The 15136-nt window shown below is 65.0% G+C and carries 18 protein-coding genes and 2 pseudogenes; 6 read left to right on the forward strand and 14 right to left on the reverse strand.

The annotated features are described in order from the left end of the window. Nucleotides 1-118 precede the first annotated feature (118 nt). Entirely contained in the window at nt 119-1777 is a 1659-nt protein-coding gene (betA, locus tag C5L14_RS06325) for a choline dehydrogenase (RefSeq protein ID WP_105861173.1), read from the forward strand. Between the two features lie 221 nt (nt 1778-1998). Here the strand turns inward: betA and C5L14_RS06335 are convergent, their stop codons facing one another. The 3 genes and pseudogenes from C5L14_RS06335 to C5L14_RS30895 all read right to left on the reverse strand — a co-directional run. Further along, entirely contained in the window at nt 1999-3006 is a 1008-nt protein-coding gene (locus C5L14_RS06335) for a Tim44 domain-containing protein (protein ID WP_105861175.1), read from the reverse strand. 189 nt (nt 3007-3195) lie between these two features. Continuing rightward, nucleotides 3196-3451, reverse strand: a pseudogene (locus C5L14_RS06340) (type II toxin-antitoxin system VapC family toxin); the annotation flags it as partial. A gap of 179 nt (nt 3452-3630) precedes the next feature. Then, nucleotides 3631-3699, reverse strand: a pseudogene (locus C5L14_RS30895) (prevent-host-death protein); the annotation flags it as partial. A gap of 248 nt (nt 3700-3947) precedes the next feature. Here C5L14_RS30895 and obgE point away from each other — a divergent pair. Both obgE and C5L14_RS06355 read left to right on the forward strand, forming a co-directional pair. Beyond that, nucleotides 3948-4997, forward strand: coding sequence for a GTPase ObgE (gene obgE / locus C5L14_RS06350; RefSeq protein WP_105861176.1), 1050 nt, complete (start codon nt 3948-3950; stop codon nt 4995-4997). Between the two features lie 74 nt (nt 4998-5071). Beyond that, the gene (locus C5L14_RS06355; RefSeq protein WP_105861177.1) at nt 5072-5545 is read left to right on the forward strand and encodes a hypothetical protein; all 474 of its coding nucleotides are present in this window, start codon (nt 5072-5074) and stop codon (nt 5543-5545) included. A 221-nt stretch (nt 5546-5766) separates the two neighbouring features. Here the strand turns inward: C5L14_RS06355 and C5L14_RS06360 are convergent, their stop codons facing one another. Then, nucleotides 5767-6228, reverse strand: a complete 462-nt coding sequence (locus tag C5L14_RS06360; RefSeq protein WP_105861178.1) for an Hsp20 family protein — start codon at nt 6226-6228, stop codon at nt 5767-5769. 209 nt (nt 6229-6437) lie between these two features. On the opposite strand from C5L14_RS06360, the gene C5L14_RS06365 reads away from it, so the two are divergent. Together C5L14_RS06365 and C5L14_RS06370 are read left to right on the forward strand one after the other, a co-directional pair. Then, the gene (locus C5L14_RS06365) at nt 6438-6695 is read left to right on the forward strand and encodes a DUF1272 domain-containing protein (RefSeq protein ID WP_105861179.1); all 258 of its coding nucleotides are present in this window, start codon (nt 6438-6440) and stop codon (nt 6693-6695) included. A 103-nt stretch (nt 6696-6798) separates the two neighbouring features. After that, nucleotides 6799-7419: an urease accessory protein UreE gene (locus tag C5L14_RS06370; protein WP_105861180.1), complete on the forward strand. Its 621-nt coding sequence runs from the start codon at nt 6799-6801 to the stop codon at nt 7417-7419. 125 nt (nt 7420-7544) lie between these two features. Here the strand turns inward: C5L14_RS06370 and C5L14_RS06375 are convergent, their stop codons facing one another. From C5L14_RS06375 to C5L14_RS06415, 9 genes are all read right to left on the reverse strand, one after another. Then, nucleotides 7545-7835 carry a GCG_CRPN prefix-to-repeats domain-containing protein gene (locus C5L14_RS06375; protein WP_105861181.1) on the reverse strand — a complete coding sequence of 97 codons (291 nt, stop codon included), beginning with the start codon at nt 7833-7835 and terminating at the stop codon, nt 7545-7547. A gap of 83 nt (nt 7836-7918) precedes the next feature. Then, nucleotides 7919-8371 carry a periplasmic heavy metal sensor gene (locus C5L14_RS06380; protein ID WP_105861182.1) on the reverse strand — a complete coding sequence of 151 codons (453 nt, stop codon included), beginning with the start codon at nt 8369-8371 and terminating at the stop codon, nt 7919-7921. A gap of 2 nt (nt 8372-8373) precedes the next feature. Continuing rightward, complete coding sequence (locus C5L14_RS06385) at nt 8374-8817, reverse strand: hypothetical protein (protein WP_105861183.1); 444 nt, start codon at nt 8815-8817, stop codon at nt 8374-8376. Continuing rightward, a complete protein-coding gene (locus C5L14_RS06390) occupies nt 8810-9166 on the reverse strand; it encodes a hypothetical protein (protein ID WP_146126851.1) in 357 nt (118 codons plus the stop codon). Before C5L14_RS06390 ends, C5L14_RS06385 begins: the two co-directional genes overlap by 8 nt. Then, nucleotides 9156-9701, reverse strand: coding sequence for an RNA polymerase sigma factor (locus tag C5L14_RS06395; RefSeq protein WP_105861350.1), 546 nt, complete (start codon nt 9699-9701; stop codon nt 9156-9158). Before C5L14_RS06395 ends, C5L14_RS06390 begins: the two co-directional genes overlap by 11 nt. A 44-nt stretch (nt 9702-9745) precedes the next feature. Next, nucleotides 9746-10204 (reverse strand): EF-hand domain-containing protein, encoded by a 459-nt coding sequence (locus tag C5L14_RS06400; protein ID WP_105861185.1) that lies wholly within the window; start codon nt 10202-10204, stop codon nt 9746-9748. Nucleotides 10205-10463: 259 nt separating this feature from the next. Beyond that, nucleotides 10464-10790, reverse strand: coding sequence for a hypothetical protein (locus tag C5L14_RS06405; protein ID WP_105861186.1), 327 nt, complete (start codon nt 10788-10790; stop codon nt 10464-10466). A gap of 80 nt (nt 10791-10870) precedes the next feature. Next, complete coding sequence (locus tag C5L14_RS06410) at nt 10871-11617, reverse strand: lysophospholipid acyltransferase family protein (protein WP_105861187.1); 747 nt, start codon at nt 11615-11617, stop codon at nt 10871-10873. Between the two features lie 227 nt (nt 11618-11844). Then, the gene (locus C5L14_RS06415; RefSeq protein WP_105861188.1) at nt 11845-13275 is read right to left on the reverse strand and encodes an MFS transporter; all 1431 of its coding nucleotides are present in this window, start codon (nt 13273-13275) and stop codon (nt 11845-11847) included. A 103-nt stretch (nt 13276-13378) separates the two neighbouring features. Here C5L14_RS06415 and C5L14_RS06420 point away from each other — a divergent pair, with 103 nt between their 5' ends. Next, on the forward strand, nt 13379-13987 hold the full coding sequence (locus tag C5L14_RS06420; RefSeq protein WP_105861189.1) for a TetR/AcrR family transcriptional regulator: 609 nt from the start codon (nt 13379-13381) through the stop codon (nt 13985-13987). A gap of 316 nt (nt 13988-14303) precedes the next feature. On the opposite strand, the gene C5L14_RS06425 is transcribed toward C5L14_RS06420, so the two are convergent. Then, nucleotides 14304-15134, reverse strand: a complete 831-nt coding sequence (locus C5L14_RS06425; protein WP_105861190.1) for a YdcF family protein — start codon at nt 15132-15134, stop codon at nt 14304-14306. Between the last annotated feature and the right edge of the window lie 2 nt (nt 15135-15136).

A 15136-nucleotide genomic window follows, 5' to 3' on the forward strand; every position in this document is an offset into this window, starting at 1 on the left:
CATAGCGACATGCAGACATGTCGCGATGTCCGCTCTTGGAAACGTCACCTGTGAGAAAAGGAAGAGCAGACATCGCGACATGCATGTCGCTGTGACGTCTGCACTCCCAGGAAAAGCTATGACCGAGACATTCGACTATGTGATCGTGGGCGCCGGCTCGGCAGGCTGCGTGATGGCTAACCGTCTCACCGAGGACGGCACGCATCGCGTCAAGCTGCTGGAGTTCGGCGGCAGTGACGGCTCGGTGTTCATCCAGATGCCGAGCGCCCTCTCCATTCCGATGAATTCGCCGCGCTATGACTGGCGCTATCATGCCGAGCCGGAACCGGCGCTGGGGGGACGCAGCCTGCATACGCCGCGCGGCAAGGTGCTGGGCGGCTCCTCCTCGATCAACGGCATGGTCTATATCCGCGGCAACGCGCTGGATTACGACGCCTGGCAGGAAGCGGGGGCGCGCGGCTGGAACTATGCGGGCGTGCTGCCCTATTTCCGCCGGGCGGAAGGGCGGGAGGAGGGCGGCGACGAATATCGCGGCGCCGATGGTCCGCTCAAGACCTCCTATGGCAAACTCGCCAACCCGCTCTACCAGGCCTTCATCGATGCTGCGGTCCAAGCCGGCTATCCCGCTACCGATGACGTGAACGGCTATCAGCAGGAAGGCTTCGGCCGGATGGACATGACGGTCTACAAAGGCCGGCGCTGGTCCACGGCCAATGCCTATCTCAAGCCGGCGATGAAACGGGCCAATCTCTCGGTGGAGACGCATGCGCTGGCGAGCCGCATCCTGTTCGAGGGGAAGAAGGCGATCGGCGTCGAATATTGGCAGGGCTCCGCCCTCAAGCGCGTGATGGCGCGGCGCGAGGTGATCCTGGCGGCCGGGCCGATCAACGATCCCCAGCTACTGAAGGTCTCGGGGGTCGGGCCCCAGGCCGAACTCAAGAGCTTCGGCATCGAGGTCGTGCATGATCTGCCCGGCGTCGGCGAGAACCTGCAGGACCATCTTGAATTCTACTTCCAGATGGCGAGCACGCAGCCGATTACCCTCTATTCCGTGACCAATCCGATCGCGAAGGGCATGGTCGGTGTGCAATGGCTGTTGCGCAAGGACGGGCTCGGCGCCACCAACCATTTCGAGAGCTGCGGCTTCATCCGCTCACGCGCCGGTATCCCCTATCCGGACATCCAGTATCACTTCCTGCCGATGGCGGTGAGCTACAACGGCAGTTCGCTCGCCTCCGAGCATGGTTTCCAGGCCCATGTCGGCCCGATGCGCTCCAAGAGCCGCGGCCATATCCGTCTGAAATCGCGCGACGTGCGCGAAGCGCCGCTGATCCGCTTCAACTATATGAGCCATCCCGACGACTGGACGGAGATGCGGGCCTGCGTGAGGCTGACCCGCGAGATCTTCCAGCAGAAGGCCTTCGAGCCCTATCGCGGCCGCGAAATCTCGCCAGGGGCTGACGTCACCTCGGACGAGGCGATCGACGCCTTCATCGCCCAGCATGTCGAGAGCGCCTTCCATCCGTCCGGCACCTGCAAGATGGGTGATCCTGCCGATCCGATGACGGTGGTGGATTTCGAGACCCGGGTGGTGGGCCTGGAGAATCTGCGCATCGCCGATTCCTCGATCATCCCTCTGATCACCAACGGCAACCTCAACGCGCCCTCGATCATGATCGGCGAGAAGGCATCCGACCACATCCTCGGCAAGCCGCTGCTGCCGCCGTCCAACGCGCCCGTCTATCAGGCAAAGGATTGGCAGACGAAGCAGCGATAGAAGGTACGTGCTGCGGCGCATGCAATACCAAGCCACCGTAACCCTCATCCCCTTCCCCGAGGCCTTTGGCCCCGCCGGGGATGACAGCGCGCATCGCATAGACCATTCAGCCATGAGGCGCGACGCCGCAAAAAGGAGGCGGGTCTTTGGATCCGCCAACCTCGTTAAGGACATTACCGTTCGGGCCGGCCTGAAGGCCAGCCCGACGCTTTCTTAAACGGTCAGGCTTCCTGGATCGCCGAGAGCTTCCAGTCTTCGCCCCGGCGGCGAACGAAGGTCCAGATCTCCGTCGTTTCGCTCGGTTCGTCCTTGCCTTCGACAATCGCGCCCGTGGTGCGATCCCTGAGGACGTCGATCGACTGGTAGCGGAAGGCGGCGCTGGCATAGTCCTCATCGCCCTCGCGCCAGGCTTCGGCAATGTCGGCCTGGAGCAGGCGCGTATCGCGCACATCGTTGCGAACGCCGCGCTTGGCGTTGTCGGCGAGTTCCTCGGAGAAGTAGGACACGATTTCGGGCGTCGTCAGACGGCGCAGAGCGGCATGATCTTCCTTGGCGAAGGCATCCTGAACCTCGGTCAGCCGGCGCTCGAAGGTATCGAGGTCGGCCTGGGTGGTCTCCAGGGCCTCACCGCGCGCAGGGCTGGCCGCGGCCTGGGACGACATGCCGAAGAAACCGGTGCGGCCGTTCGAGGTCGGCTGCGCGTCCCGATTCAGACCCTGGTCGCCAAAGCCCTGATTGCCAAAGTCGAAGCCGCGCGACATTTGCGGCCCGCCTGCCGTCGCCGTCGCGGGCGTGCGGCGCGAACGCCACCAGGAGATCGCGAAGAAGGCGATCACCGCAATCAGGGCCGCCTGCAGCAGGAAGCCGAGCATGCCGGCGAGGCCGCCGAAGCCATAACCCAGCAGCGCGCCGATCAGGCCGCCGACCAAGAGGCCGCGCATCAGGCCGCCGGCGCCGCCGAACAGGCCGGGCCGCTGCTGCGCGGCGCCTTGCGCCAGCGGCGAAGCGGGCTGGGTCGCGCTCGGCCCCGGATTGGGGGTCATCGAACGCTGAACCGGAGCGGCCTGGTCCGGTGCGGTGCGGGTGGCCGGCACGGAATCATAGGTGCGCGCGCCACGGCTGCCGATGCTGCCGCCGCGGCGGGCTTCGGACAGATCCACCGCCGCCAGCGTAAAGGCCAGGGACAGGGCGGTGACCAGGGAAAAGAGACGAGTCTTGCTGAAGCGCATGATCGGCAACCTACCTTCTGTTGCCCGCTTCGATGTCATGCAGCGGGCCCTTTTTCAGCGGTCCGACATCACGTGCGCATCAAGCGCGACGTCAGAGGGGCCCGGCCCGCAGGTGGAATGTGGGGACATGGCCACGGGGTTGCAAGTGTATTTCCTGTAATGATCGCCCCGGCGCGGCGGGCTTCCTGATCAGGCCAAGTCCCAGGGATTGATCACCAAACACCGATATCGTCGAAATCGTCCACATTGCGGGTCACCACGGCAAGACCGTGAACGAGAACGGTCGCGGCGATCTGGCCGTCTATGTCGCCGCGTGGACGCAAGGCGGCAATCCGACCCCATCGATGGCGATCCGGTCCGTTACCGCAAGAATCCGATCGCCATGGTCGTGGCGTTGCTTGCTCAGTCAGCTGGTGAGATGGCCGGCCGTTCGTGGGTCCGATTGCAGGCCCTCGAGGCGTAATACGGTTCACTTAAGCAGGAACCGCTCCGAATTTGTCATAGCCGGGCTTGACCCGGCTACCCAGAAGCCGCACGGACGAACCGTCGGGGAGCTGGATTGCCGGGTCAAGCCCGGCAATGACAAAGGTCGAGCACCCCGAAACGCTTCAGTGAACTGCATTGGCCCACGAGGCGGGCTTTTTGCACGACCTTGGAGAATTGGTTCTTGGCGTCGTGCAGCTGCCATTCCACGGGGGTGTCTCCTGATGGCTAGACTGTCTAGCTATGTAGAGGGGTTCAAGTGCGATCAAGACCATGGCGAGAAGCTTATCTATGAATTTTCTCGCTTTTCTCCGACAGAACCACTATGTCAGCGCCATCATCTAGATAGCATCGATTGTATGAGCGTGGGCCTTCCGGCTCGCGTGCCGGGAGAATTGGTTGGGAGATCTCGTTTGGGAACTGGCTCCGCCGTCTTCCAACTGGGATAAGCCAAGGCCATGAAGTTTCTCGATCAAGCCAAGATCTATGTCAAAGCCGGCGATGGCGGCGCGGGGGCGGTGTCCTTCCGGCGCGAAAAGTTCATCGAGTTCGGCGGGCCCGACGGCGGCGACGGCGGCAAGGGCGGTTCGGTCGTGGCCGAATGCGTCGACCATCTCAACACGCTGATCGACTACCGCTATCAGCAGCATTTCAAGGCGCGCGTGGGCATGCATGGCATGGGCCGCAACCGCACCGGCGCCAATTCGCCCGATGTGGTGCTGAAGGTGCCGGTAGGCACCCAGATCTATGAAGAGGACGGCGAGACCATGATCGCCGACTTCACCGAGGTCGGCCAGCGCGCTCTGATCTGCAAGGGCGGCAATGGCGGCTTCGGCAATGCCTATTTCAAGACTTCGACCAACCAGGCGCCGCGCCGCGCCAATCCCGGCCTGCCGGGCGAGGAGAAGACGATCTGGCTGCGCCTCAAGCTGATCGCCGATGCCGGCCTGGTCGGCCTGCCCAATGCCGGCAAGTCGACCTTCCTGGCCACGGTGACGGCCGCCAAGCCCAAGATCGCCGACTATCCCTTCACCACGCTCTATCCGGGCCTCGGGGTCGTCAGGGTGGATGGGCGCGAATTCGTGCTCGCCGACATTCCCGGCCTGATCGAGGGCGCGCATGAGGGGCACGGCCTCGGCGACCGCTTCCTCGGCCATGTCGAGCGCTGCCGCGTGCTGCTGCATCTCGTCGACGGCACCTGCGAGCATGCCGGCAAGGCCTACAAGGTCATCCGCAACGAACTGGCTGCCTATAGCGAGGACCTCGCCGCCAAGCCGGAGATCGTGGCGCTCTCGAAAACGGATTCGCTTTCGCCCGAATTGCTGAAGGAACAGGTGGCACGGCTGAAGCGGGCGGCGAAGAAGACGCCGATCGTCCTGTCGTCCATCTCCGGTTCGGGCGTGCAGGAGGCGCTGCGCCAGCTGTTCGAGGTGATCGGCGCAGCCAAGGCGGCCGATGCCATCATCGAAAAGCCGGTTTTGGAAAAGAACAATACCTGGCAACCCTGAAGCAGATCGCTGTGAACTCGGCGGCCCCGATCGGGGTTGAGATGGCGGGGGCGTTTTGCTCCAGGAGTGATGGAATGGCCTTGCACAAGACGAGTTCGGCATTGCCGCATCTGCTGGCCGGCGCAGCCCTGATGCTCATGGCCATGCCCGCTCTTGCCGATACGCTGACGCCGAAGGCCGCAATCCGGGTGATGACGCAGGCAGGCTATTCCGGCATCGGCGGCGTGACCCATGACCTCAATTTCTACTATGCAGCCGCCGTCGACGCCAAGCGCCGGCGCGTGCGCGTGACCGTCGACGACCAGAGCGGCAAGATCGTCGCCGTGGTGCCGCTCCGCGGCAGCGGCGCGGCCTTGCCCGCGCCGACCTCGCCGCGGCCCATGGGCCGCCTGCAGGAGGTCGAGATCAAGCCGGTGCCCCGCATCGTCCCGCTCTACCGGCCGCCCCCGGCGCTGCGGACGCCCGGACGCTATGCCTACCCGCTCAATTCGAGGGGACAACTGACGCCGGGCTGGTGCCGCTACCGCCAGATCGCGCCGGGGTGCTGAGGAATAAAAACCGCAGCTATGTTTGACCCGTGCGTCATTGCGAGCGTAGCGAAGCAATCCAAGAGCCATGGCCACCACGTTTTCCGGCACTGGATTGTTTCGCTACGCTCGCAATGACGGTGCTCGATCGGTCGAACATCGATGCCGTTGGCAGAAGCCCCCAACGCAAAAGGCGCCCCGGTTTCCCGGAGCGCCCTGACTTTCCGTCCTGTCCTGTTGGCTTAGGCGGCCTTGGCTTCAACCTGCCGGGGGGCCGAACCATTGATCGGGATCAGCCGGGGTTTCTTGGCCTCCGGGATCTCTCTGACAAGGTCGACATGGAGCAGGCCGTTCTCAAGGCTGGCGCCCGTCACCTGGACATAATCGGCGAGCTGGAAGCGGCGCTCGAAAGCGCGGGCGGCGATACCCTGATGCAGGATCTCACCCTTATTGCCTTCCTTGCTCTCGGACTTCTCGCCGCGAATCGTGAGGGAGTTTTCCTTCACTTCGATGGCAATGTCGCTCTCGGCGAAGCCGGCGACGGCGACCGAGATGCGATAGGCGTTATCCGAGGTGCGCTCGATATTGTAGGGCGGGTAGGTGGTGGCCGAAGCATCGATGCCGGCAACCTGATCGAGCGCCGAGAACAGGCGATCGAAACCAACGGTGGAACGGTAAAGGGGCGAAAAATCAAACTGACGCATGGCTATCCTCCTTTGAAGCGACAAGCCGTTAAGACGCTCCGCCATCTGGCCGGAGCTGACATGTGCATCCCATCCGGGCCTGCACAAATCATGATTTGGTAAGGGTTCCGACGGTTTCAAGGGGGACTTGGCCGATTTTTGATCGGGCTTGTCTCGATCGCCCGATCGCGCAAGATGACGTGTCTCCGTGCCGTCCTCCGAGGTGAACCATGCTGAAACTGCGCCCCAATTGCGAATGCTGCGACAGGGACCTGCCCCCCGATGCGCGCGAGGCGATGATCTGCACCTTCGAGTGCACTTTCTGCGCCGGTTGCGCGGCTGATGTCTTTGCCGGCACCTGCCCCAATTGCGGCGGCGACCTCGTCCGCCGGCCGATCCGCCCCGCTGCCCTGCTGGTCAAATATCCTGCCTCGACCGAGCGTGTGTTGCGCGACGGCGAGTGTCTGGCGAAGCGCGCCGCGGCCTAGCGCCGGGGCTGTCGTCCTTCGCCGGCGGGGCGGCGATTTCGCGCCTGCATATCGGCGCGAAGCAGTCTATATGAGGCAGCGAACATTCCTGCAGGAAACATCCATGCTTCACGCCCATTCCTTCGTGCCGGCCCGCGAGGTCGAACCCAAGTCCATTGCCGACAGCGTCGTGCTGACCTTCGAGGATCGCTGTCAGCGACAGGGTATGGTGCATACGGTGGGCGGCCTCGACATCGTGGTCGAACTCGCCGAGGCACCGGCGCTCGCCCATGGCGATGCCTATCGGCTGGAGGACGGCCGGCTGATCGAGATCGTGGCCGAGGCCGAGCCGCTGCTGGAGATCAAGGGCCGCGACCCCCTGCACCTGATGCGCCTGGCTTGGCATCTCGGCGACCGCCATCGCGAAACCGAGATCGGCCCCAAATGGCTGCGCATCCGCCGGGATGCCGCGATCGCCGAGGTCCTGAAGGAGCTCGGCGCCAGGGTCGTGGCGATCGAGGGCCCGTTCCAGCCGGAGGGGGGCGACCACAGCCACGATGCGCATGGGCATGATCATGGCCATCATCACGGGCATGGCCATAAGCACGGCCATCGCCATGAGCACGATCATGGCCATGACCACGCCCATCATCACCACGATCATGGCCCTGGCGCGGCGTGCGGCTGCGGGCACGACCATGAGCACGGGCACCAGGGCAAGGATGGCCACCACGGCCACGACTGAGCGGCGGAGGGGGCCGGAGCCACAGCGGGCGCGGTTTCCGACCAAAGGGATGCGACGAGCGGGCCTGCCGCACCGGATCCGATGCCGGATCCGGTGCTTTGGGCGATCAGCCTGTCGCTACCGACTTACCAGCGATGCCAGGGGTGCCTGTAATAGGGGCGATGCCATCCTCCACCCCAGCCGTAATAGTAGACCGGGCGGCTCCAGCCATAGCTGTAGACCGGATATTCGGGCACGCAGCGCCCCCAGATGTTGGGGCGCCAGCCAGGGCCGCAGCCCCAAGCCACCTGCTGAACCAACGGCGCGGAAGCCGGGGCGGGAGAGGCCAGCGGCATGGCCGAGGCACCTGTCGTCGTGGCGGCGAGGCCGGGCAGGCCGAGCGAGGCGATGGCGGCGATTTGAATGATACGCTTCATGATGGAACTCCACCGGATACTGCTTGTGGAAGGCCGGCGTGGCCTCCTGCAAGCTTGAACGCGGGCCGCAGGAAAATCCGTCGCTATTGAACTGATTTCTTCGGCGGGGGCGGTGCGTGGATATAGCGGCTCAGTCCCTCGGCCAGGATGGCTCGATCGGCCGGCGAACTGGTCGCTGCGAATTCAACGATGCGCTGTTCGAGCGCTGCCCGCATGGCGGAATCGGCGACGCGGGCGCGTTCCAGGGCCGCGAGCAGGGCCGGGGCATCCAGTGTCGGCTGCCGCAGCAGAGCGGCGGCGTCGCGCCGGGCCTGCTGTCCGTCGAGGATGGTCTGGCGGGCTTGATGGCGCGCCTCGCGCAGGGTCTTGTAGAAGGCATCGCGTTCCGGGGCCGGAAGCTGGTTGCCGAGGGCCTGCAGCGAGGCCCTCGGCGCGGATCTGCGCGCTTCGAACCAGACGACGCCGCCAGCGATCGCCCCGGCCAGGAAGATGTTGAGGGCGATCGAAATGATGAGGGGGAGGCGCGAGCCGACCATGATCACGAACCTTCCTCGCTGATCTCCGTATCGGGGCCGGCATCTCCGAAAGCCGTGACCGTCGCGCCCAGGCCGAGATGCTCCGTCCTCCCCGGCGTGTCGAGCAGGGTGATTGCGAGGGTCCCGGCCAGCGCCCCGGCAAGGCCGGCCCCCGCCAGACCGAGCCCAAGCCACCAGCGGCGCACCCGCCGGCGGGGAGCGAGGCTGGCGGTTCCGGCCGCCACGACCCGTGCATGAAGATCGGCAGTCGGAGGCGGCACCGCATAGCGATCCAGCATGGTGTCGAGCCGGGCGGCGGCCGCCAGGATGGCTTCACCCTCGGAGGTGGACGCAAAAGCCAGGGCCGCTGCCCGCTCGGCCTCCGGCCAACGCTGCAGGCGGCTGCCATGGCGATCGGCAAGAGCGGCAAAACGCTCGGCATCCATCGGTGCGGGCCTGTCAGGCATGGGAGCCACTCCCTGACAGCAGGGCTTCGAGCTTGTCCGACCGGGATCGGCGGACAGGCGCCGCCAGGCGCTGCGGGAGGCCGGCGGCTGCCCGGCCCTGGAGAACGGACGCGGCCGCATCGCCGCGTCCTGCCGGCTGGAGGCGGATGCAGCCATGTCCCTCTATGCTGCGCAGCGCCAGGTCGAGGCGGCCGGCCCGCGCAAGAATGAGCCGGCCCTGGGGTGTGAGCGCGAAGGCGCGGCCGGCGCTGCGCTCGGGCGCGGGCCAGGCCTCCATTGCCGCGCCATAGGCGGCGGCGAGGGCGGCAGAACGCTCTGCACTCATCGCGAAGGGAGCTTCAGTCATCATCGGCCTTCCTGATCAGGAGAGACTGCAGAGAACGTCGTCCGCGTGCGAGCAGGCTCTCCAGCGCCTCGACGCTGACTTCCATGGCCGCGGCGGCCTCGATATTGGACATCGCCTGATAGTAGGTCAGGACGATGGCTTCCCGCTGCCGCGGTGCGATGGCCTGCAAGGCCCGCTCGACATGATCGCTCGTCTCCTCGGCCCGGCTTGCGGCCGGATGGTCCGGGGGAGCGGCCAGCTCGGGCAGATCGAGGCCCGTCCATTCCCTGCGGCGGCGCAGGCGGTCATAGCAGAGATTGAGCGCGACGCGATGGATCCAGGTGTCGAACCGGGCCGTCCCGGGCCGCCAGCGCCCGGCATTGCGCCAGATCCGCAGGAAGGTCTCCTGCGCGACGTCCTCGGCTTCCGCGGCATCGCCCAGCATGCGGCGCGCCAGGGCGAGCAGGCGGGGCAGTTTGCGCGAGACCAGGGCCTGCATGGCTGCGTCGTCGCCCGAACCGATCCGGCGCACCAATTCCTCGTCTGGATCGGACACCATGGCCTGGCGCACTCCCGGGACTCATCGAGGGCCATGGTCCTGCATCATTGCGCCGGTTTGACAGCCGATTTGTGGCCCGGCCGTTCGTCGCGGGCGAGCGCGCCGTCCTTGTTGGCATCGAGCCGGGCGAAACGCTTGGCGAAGAAGGCATCGAGTTCACCCTTGTCGAGGAAGCCGTCCTTGTTGGTGTCGAGGCGGGCGAAGGTCTTGGCCGAATCCGTCTTGGCGTTCCGCTTCGCCTGAAAGGCACTCCACTCCGCAAGGCTGATCTTGCCGTCGCCATCGGTGTCCGCTTTCATCAGGGCCTTCTCGCGGCGGGCCTGGAACTCGGCGAGGCTGAGCCCGGCCTTGGCGGGGGCCGCGGACGGGGCGGGAGTTTGGGGGGTGGTGGGCTGGGGTTCGGATGTCTGGGATGGCTCTGCCGGTGCGGTTTGCGCCGTCTGCGCCATCGCGGCTGCGGCCGGCAGGGCCAGCATCAAGGCAAGGATCGAACGACCGATCATGGGCATCTCCTGGGACAGATCGCGCGGGCAATATGCGCGAAGAACGCCATTTGAACGGCAGAGCCAGGAAAATCCGTCGGCGGACGGCAAAGAAGTTTTGCGATCTGACGGAAGCAGGCGGAATCGCGCAGGGGAGCTCAATAGGAGGCCGCGAAGAGGCTGACTTATGGACGAGAATCCTTGGGAGGGCGGATGTCCGCGCTTTCAGGCACAGGCAGGAGACACGGTTTTCGCGACCGGTATACGAGCAGAAGCGTGCTCAATGCCGGCCGTCGAGATCGCGAATGGCAGCGGCCCGTGCCGCCGGATCCCCCGCCAGGAGATGCACGTGCACCTCGCAGGCGCCGGCTCTCGCCGCTGCCGCGAGCGTGGCAGCAAGATCGTCGCCGCCTTGGCCGGCTTCGCCGATCCACACACAGGTGCCGCTTGCATCGACCGCGATCAGGACGGCGTCGACATAATCGGGGCATTGGCCGATCGGATAGACCGAAACCAGATAGGAACGGCCTGAAATGCCGACCCAGCGACGGAAGCGCGACGCCGCTGCGGGCGCATCGCGACCGAGAGCGGCCAGCGTCGTACACACGCGGTGATCGGGGGACGACGAACGAGAACGAATCGCGATCTGTGTCATAGAACAAATCTAGAACGCGCTGCGCCGCCACGTCAAGCGATTCGGGTTTGTTCCGCTCCCAGGGGGCCGCGAGCCTCGGCGAGCAGCCGGTCCGACGCCGATTCGATATCGCTCACCAGGCGCTCGAAGAAGGCCGTCTTGTCCTGGCCGGCCGGAATGGCCGGCAGAATTTCCATCACCAGCCTGCCGGGCTGGCGGATGAACCGGCGCCGTGGCCAGAAATGGCCGGAATTGAGCGCAACAGGGACGCAGGGGACGTCGAACTCGCTATAGAGATAGACCACGCCATATTTGTAGGCCGGCTCGGCGCCGGGCGCCCGGCGTGTTCCCTCGGGGAAGATCACGATTTGCCGGCCCCGGGCGAGTTCGCGCTCGCCATCGGCCTTCATCTGCTTCATCGCTCTGGAGCGTGCGCCGCGGTTCACGGCGATCATCTGCGCCTTGGCGGCGAGCCAGCCGAAGACGGGCAGCCACATCAATTCGCGCTTGAGCACATAGCAGGGGTCCTCGCAGACGAGGAACATGGCGAAGATGTCCCAGGTAGACTGGTGCTTGGCGGCGACCAGAACCGGCCCGGGCGGCAGGTTTTCCCGCCCGCGAATCTCGCAGGTGATGCCGGCGATATGGCGCATGAGGACAATGTTCACCCGCGCCCAGTTCTTCACGATCCAGAGCAGAGCAGGGCGCGGCATCAGCAATGTCGGCAGCGCCAGGATCATCCACAGGACGATATTGACATAGAAGGCCAGGTTGAACAGGAGCGAGCGCAGGACGAGCATGGACCGGATCATTCGAGGAGGCTTGAGCGGCTATAGCAGAATAAGCGGCGCCTGCCTCCCTCTTCATTGCGGGTCGGATGAGCGGTGGCGTCGCACTGCATGATGGGCCTCGATCGCGCTTGCGTCGGATGGAAAGGTGCAGGTTTTCATCCTCCTCCAGGGGAAGCGAAAAGACCTCGGCTATACATGTCGCCGGCGAGATCCTTCAAATTGAACAAGATGGGCGATTAGGGCTGCCGCTTTTTGATGGGCAGCGCCAGCGTCACGACCAGACTGACGAGGATGCCGGCGGCCGCCAGCCAGAAGGCGAACTGCGTGCCTTCGGCCACGGCGCTGCGGAGCGCCTCGCCTTGCTGCCCGCCCGTATGCCGGTTGGCGACGGCTGTCAGGACGGCGAGGCCGATGGCGTTGCCGACGCTGAGCGTCGTCGAGGCCATCCCCGAGGCGACGCCCTGTTCGTCGTGGTGTACGCCGGATGCGGCAGCGATCCACATGCCGGTCCAGACGATGCCCTGGCCGATGCCCGATACGATCAGGCCTGTCACGATGGCGATATAGCGACTGTCCGCATTCGAGCCGGGGACCAGCAGCGCGGTACCGATCATGCCGACCACCATGCCGACGATCAGCGTCGTGCGGGTCGAGAGCTGCGTCGCCAGCCGCTCGCCGACCTGCGTGCCGACGGCAATGGCGATGGAGGGCACCAGGAACGCCCAGCCGGTCTGAAGTGCCGTCAACCCCTGCACGTTCTGGAACAGAATGGTCAGGAAGTAAGGCAGGACGCCGAACGTTCCCATGTAGAGGAAGGTGATCGTCATGCCGGCCACGAGGCTGCGGTTGGTGAACAATCGCAGCGGCATGAGCGGATCGCGGCTGCGGGCCTCGACCACCGCGAAGGCAATGAGGAAGGTTGCCGAAAGCGCCAGCGCGCAGACCACGCTTGCCGCGCTCCAGCCGATTTCTGGCCCCTCCACCAGCCCGAACACGAGTGCCGTCGTGCCAAGGGTGACGGTCAATGCGCCCGGCAGATCGAAGCTGCGTTTGTCATGCCGCTTCGGGTCGGGCGGGATCACGAAGAAGGCTGCGATGACAGCGATGCCGGCCAGCACGACATTGACGTAGAAGACGGCAGGCCAGCCCCAGGCGGCGGTCAGGAAGCCGCCCGCCAGCGCACCGATGCTCAACCCGCTGGCGCCGGCGCCGCCCCAAACGGCCAGCGCGCGATTGCGCTCGGGTCCTTCCGCGAACAGGCGGTTGATGAGCGAGAGCGTGGCCGGAAACAGAAGGGCTGCCCCGATGCCCTGCACGGCGCGGGCCGCGACGATGACGATGGGGGACGCGGCCAGACCGCCCGCAAGCGAGGACAGTGCATAAAGCCAGAGCGCCAAGACAAACATGCGCCGTTGGCCGATCAGGTCCGCCGCCCTTCCGCCGAACAGCAGGAAGCCGCCGCAGAACACCATGTAGGCGCTGACCACCCATTGCAGGGTTTGGCCAGAAAAGCCCAGGCCCGCGCCGATTTCCGGCAAGGCCACGAAGACGATGTTGATGTCCAGCGAATAGATGAGCTGGGCGAAGGCGAGCAGCGCGAGCGCCAGGCTCCTTCGCGCGCCAATGCCTGATGCCGTGGCTGTGCCGGCATGATCCGACGCGGTCATGTCAAACTCCGTCGTTCCATTGTTTGTCGATCAATAAAGAATAGAACCTTGCATGGCACGGTCAAGCGAATTATTTATCGATCACTCAAGAATGGAGATTGCGATGGCGGGGCGTCCGCGCGAATTCGATCGGGATGCGGCATTGGCCAAAGCGCGCGACGCGTTCTGGTCGCGCGGCTATGAAGGGGTGTCGATGGCCGATCTGGTGGAAACGCTGGGAATCGCTTCGGCCCGCATCTATGCGGCGTTCGGATCGAAGGAGATGCTGTTCCGCGAAGCGGTCGGGCTCTATGACCAAGGCGACGGTGGCTTCGCCACGCGGGCGCTCGCGGAGGAGCCAACAGCTGCCGGCGCGATTGAACGGAGCCTGCGCGAAGCGGTCGAGATCTACACGCGCAAGGGACGGCCGCATGGCTGCATGGTCGTGTCGGCCGCGACCAACTGCGCGGCTGAGAACGAGGGGATACGGGAGTTCTTGGCCGACTATCGCCGGCGCCGCACCGCTTCCCTCGTCAAACGTCTGGAACGCGCCGTGACGGAGGGGGAATTGCCGGCGGATACGGATACACAGGCCCTTGGAGATTACTACGCGACTGTTCTACACGGTCTCTCGGTGCAGGCCCGCGATGGCGTGGCGAAAGACCGTCTCGAGGCCACGGTGCCGATAGCAATGCTCGGCCTGGCCAGACCCAAGACGACTGTGGTGCCGTGAAACTTCCGATTAAAGCGTTTTTCAGAAAAGTTGATAGACTTCTCGATTAAGAAACCGCGTCAACATCGCGGCCGCTCGTATGACTCAATATCGCAAACCGAGTGGAGAAAAGCTCAATTTGTCATGCTCAGGCTTGCCCGGGCATCCACATACCGCCACTTGTCGAGATTTGCGGCGTTGGATTGCCGGGACAAAGCCCGGCAATGACAAAAGTCGAGTTTTACAGATTTTTCAGTCAGGCTCTAAAGCTGCATTTCTGCGGCTGGGTTTTGTAACATCGAGAGTGCCTGGTTCGCTCTCATCCGCCGCACCTGCCTCACTCGGCCCGTGCCTGCACCCTTTCCGCCGTGGCCCGTTCCATCCGGAGCTGGAAGGTGGCGCCCGCATATTTCACATATTCCGAGAGCAGGAGGCGGATACTGGCCGGGTCCGTCCACCAGGAATCGAGCTTGAGATTCTGCGAGATCACGGGATAGGCGATCAGCGTGGTATCCGGCAGCACCCGCCGCAGTTCCAGCAGCGAGCGCGGCATGTGGTAGTTCGAGGTCACCACGATGATCGACTTGAACTGCTTGTCCCGCACCCAGCGCGCCGTTTCCAGGGCGTTGCCGAGGGTATTGAGGGCGTTGCGGTCGATGTCCACGCAGCAATCGAGCACCTCGACGCCGCCGGCGGTGTGTCCGGCCAGCGCCTGCTGGCTGGTCGCCTTGTTGACGCCGGTGATGAGAAGGCGCCTGGCGCGGCCCTGGTTGAGCAGGTCGAACGCTTCGCTGATGCGGTCCGCACCGCCGGTGAGGGCGATGATGCCGTCGGCCCTCACGGCGGGGCTGGGCGCCTGGTTCTGCAGGCTGGCGACGAAATAGGCGAAATCCGTCACCACGGCCGCGGTGAAGAACAGGAGGCAGGCGCCGGTGATTTCCATGATCCAGCGCAGCCAGCGGCGCGGCCGCCTGGGCGGGTGCTCCGCCTGGGCGGGGGAAGCCATGCCATCGATCGCCGAGGCCTGCCGCATCGGACGTGCCCGTACCAGCCTGTCAAATCTGGCCAATCTATCGTGCCAGAAATTCTTGCGGATGGTTTGGGCGAAAATGGGGTCGGCGGGTCGGGTGTGAAGCGGAATGGGCGCGGAGCCCTGCCAGACGCTCATGG

The sequence above is a fragment of the Labrys okinawensis genome, from assembly GCF_002982075.1.
GTDB classification, from domain to species: Bacteria; Pseudomonadota; Alphaproteobacteria; order Rhizobiales; family Labraceae; genus Labrys; species Labrys okinawensis_A.

Coding starts and splice junctions, on each gene's coding strand:
- C5L14_RS06375 (WP_105861181.1), bottom strand. CDS start 7,835: ATGAAGCGTATCATTCAAATCGCCGCCATCGCCTCGCTCGGCCTGCCC.
- C5L14_RS06415 (WP_105861188.1), bottom strand. CDS start 13,275: ATGACCGCGTCGGATCATGCCGGCACAGCCACGGCATCAGGCATTGGC.
- C5L14_RS06410 (WP_105861187.1), bottom strand. CDS start 11,617: ATGCTCGTCCTGCGCTCGCTCCTGTTCAACCTGGCCTTCTATGTCAAT.
- C5L14_RS06380 (WP_105861182.1), bottom strand. CDS start 8,371: ATGGTCGGCTCGCGCCTCCCCCTCATCATTTCGATCGCCCTCAACATC.
- C5L14_RS06425 (WP_105861190.1), bottom strand. CDS start 15,134: ATGAGCGTCTGGCAGGGCTCCGCGCCCATTCCGCTTCACACCCGACCC.
- C5L14_RS06420 (WP_105861189.1), top strand. CDS start 13,379: ATGGCGGGGCGTCCGCGCGAATTCGATCGGGATGCGGCATTGGCCAAA.
- obgE (WP_105861176.1), top strand. CDS start 3,948: ATGAAGTTTCTCGATCAAGCCAAGATCTATGTCAAAGCCGGCGATGGC.
- C5L14_RS06390 (WP_146126851.1), bottom strand. CDS start 9,166: ATGATGACTGAAGCTCCCTTCGCGATGAGTGCAGAGCGTTCTGCCGCC.
- C5L14_RS06385 (WP_105861183.1), bottom strand. CDS start 8,817: ATGCCTGACAGGCCCGCACCGATGGATGCCGAGCGTTTTGCCGCTCTT.
- C5L14_RS06360 (WP_105861178.1), bottom strand. CDS start 6,228: ATGCGTCAGTTTGATTTTTCGCCCCTTTACCGTTCCACCGTTGGTTTC.
- C5L14_RS06395 (WP_105861350.1), bottom strand. CDS start 9,701: ATGGTGTCCGATCCAGACGAGGAATTGGTGCGCCGGATCGGTTCGGGC.
- betA (WP_105861173.1), top strand. CDS start 119: ATGACCGAGACATTCGACTATGTGATCGTGGGCGCCGGCTCGGCAGGC.
- C5L14_RS06365 (WP_105861179.1), top strand. CDS start 6,438: ATGCTGAAACTGCGCCCCAATTGCGAATGCTGCGACAGGGACCTGCCC.
- C5L14_RS06400 (WP_105861185.1), bottom strand. CDS start 10,204: ATGATCGGTCGTTCGATCCTTGCCTTGATGCTGGCCCTGCCGGCCGCA.
- C5L14_RS06370 (WP_105861180.1), top strand. CDS start 6,799: ATGCTTCACGCCCATTCCTTCGTGCCGGCCCGCGAGGTCGAACCCAAG.
- C5L14_RS06335 (WP_105861175.1), bottom strand. CDS start 3,006: ATGCGCTTCAGCAAGACTCGTCTCTTTTCCCTGGTCACCGCCCTGTCC.
- C5L14_RS06355 (WP_105861177.1), top strand. CDS start 5,072: ATGGCCTTGCACAAGACGAGTTCGGCATTGCCGCATCTGCTGGCCGGC.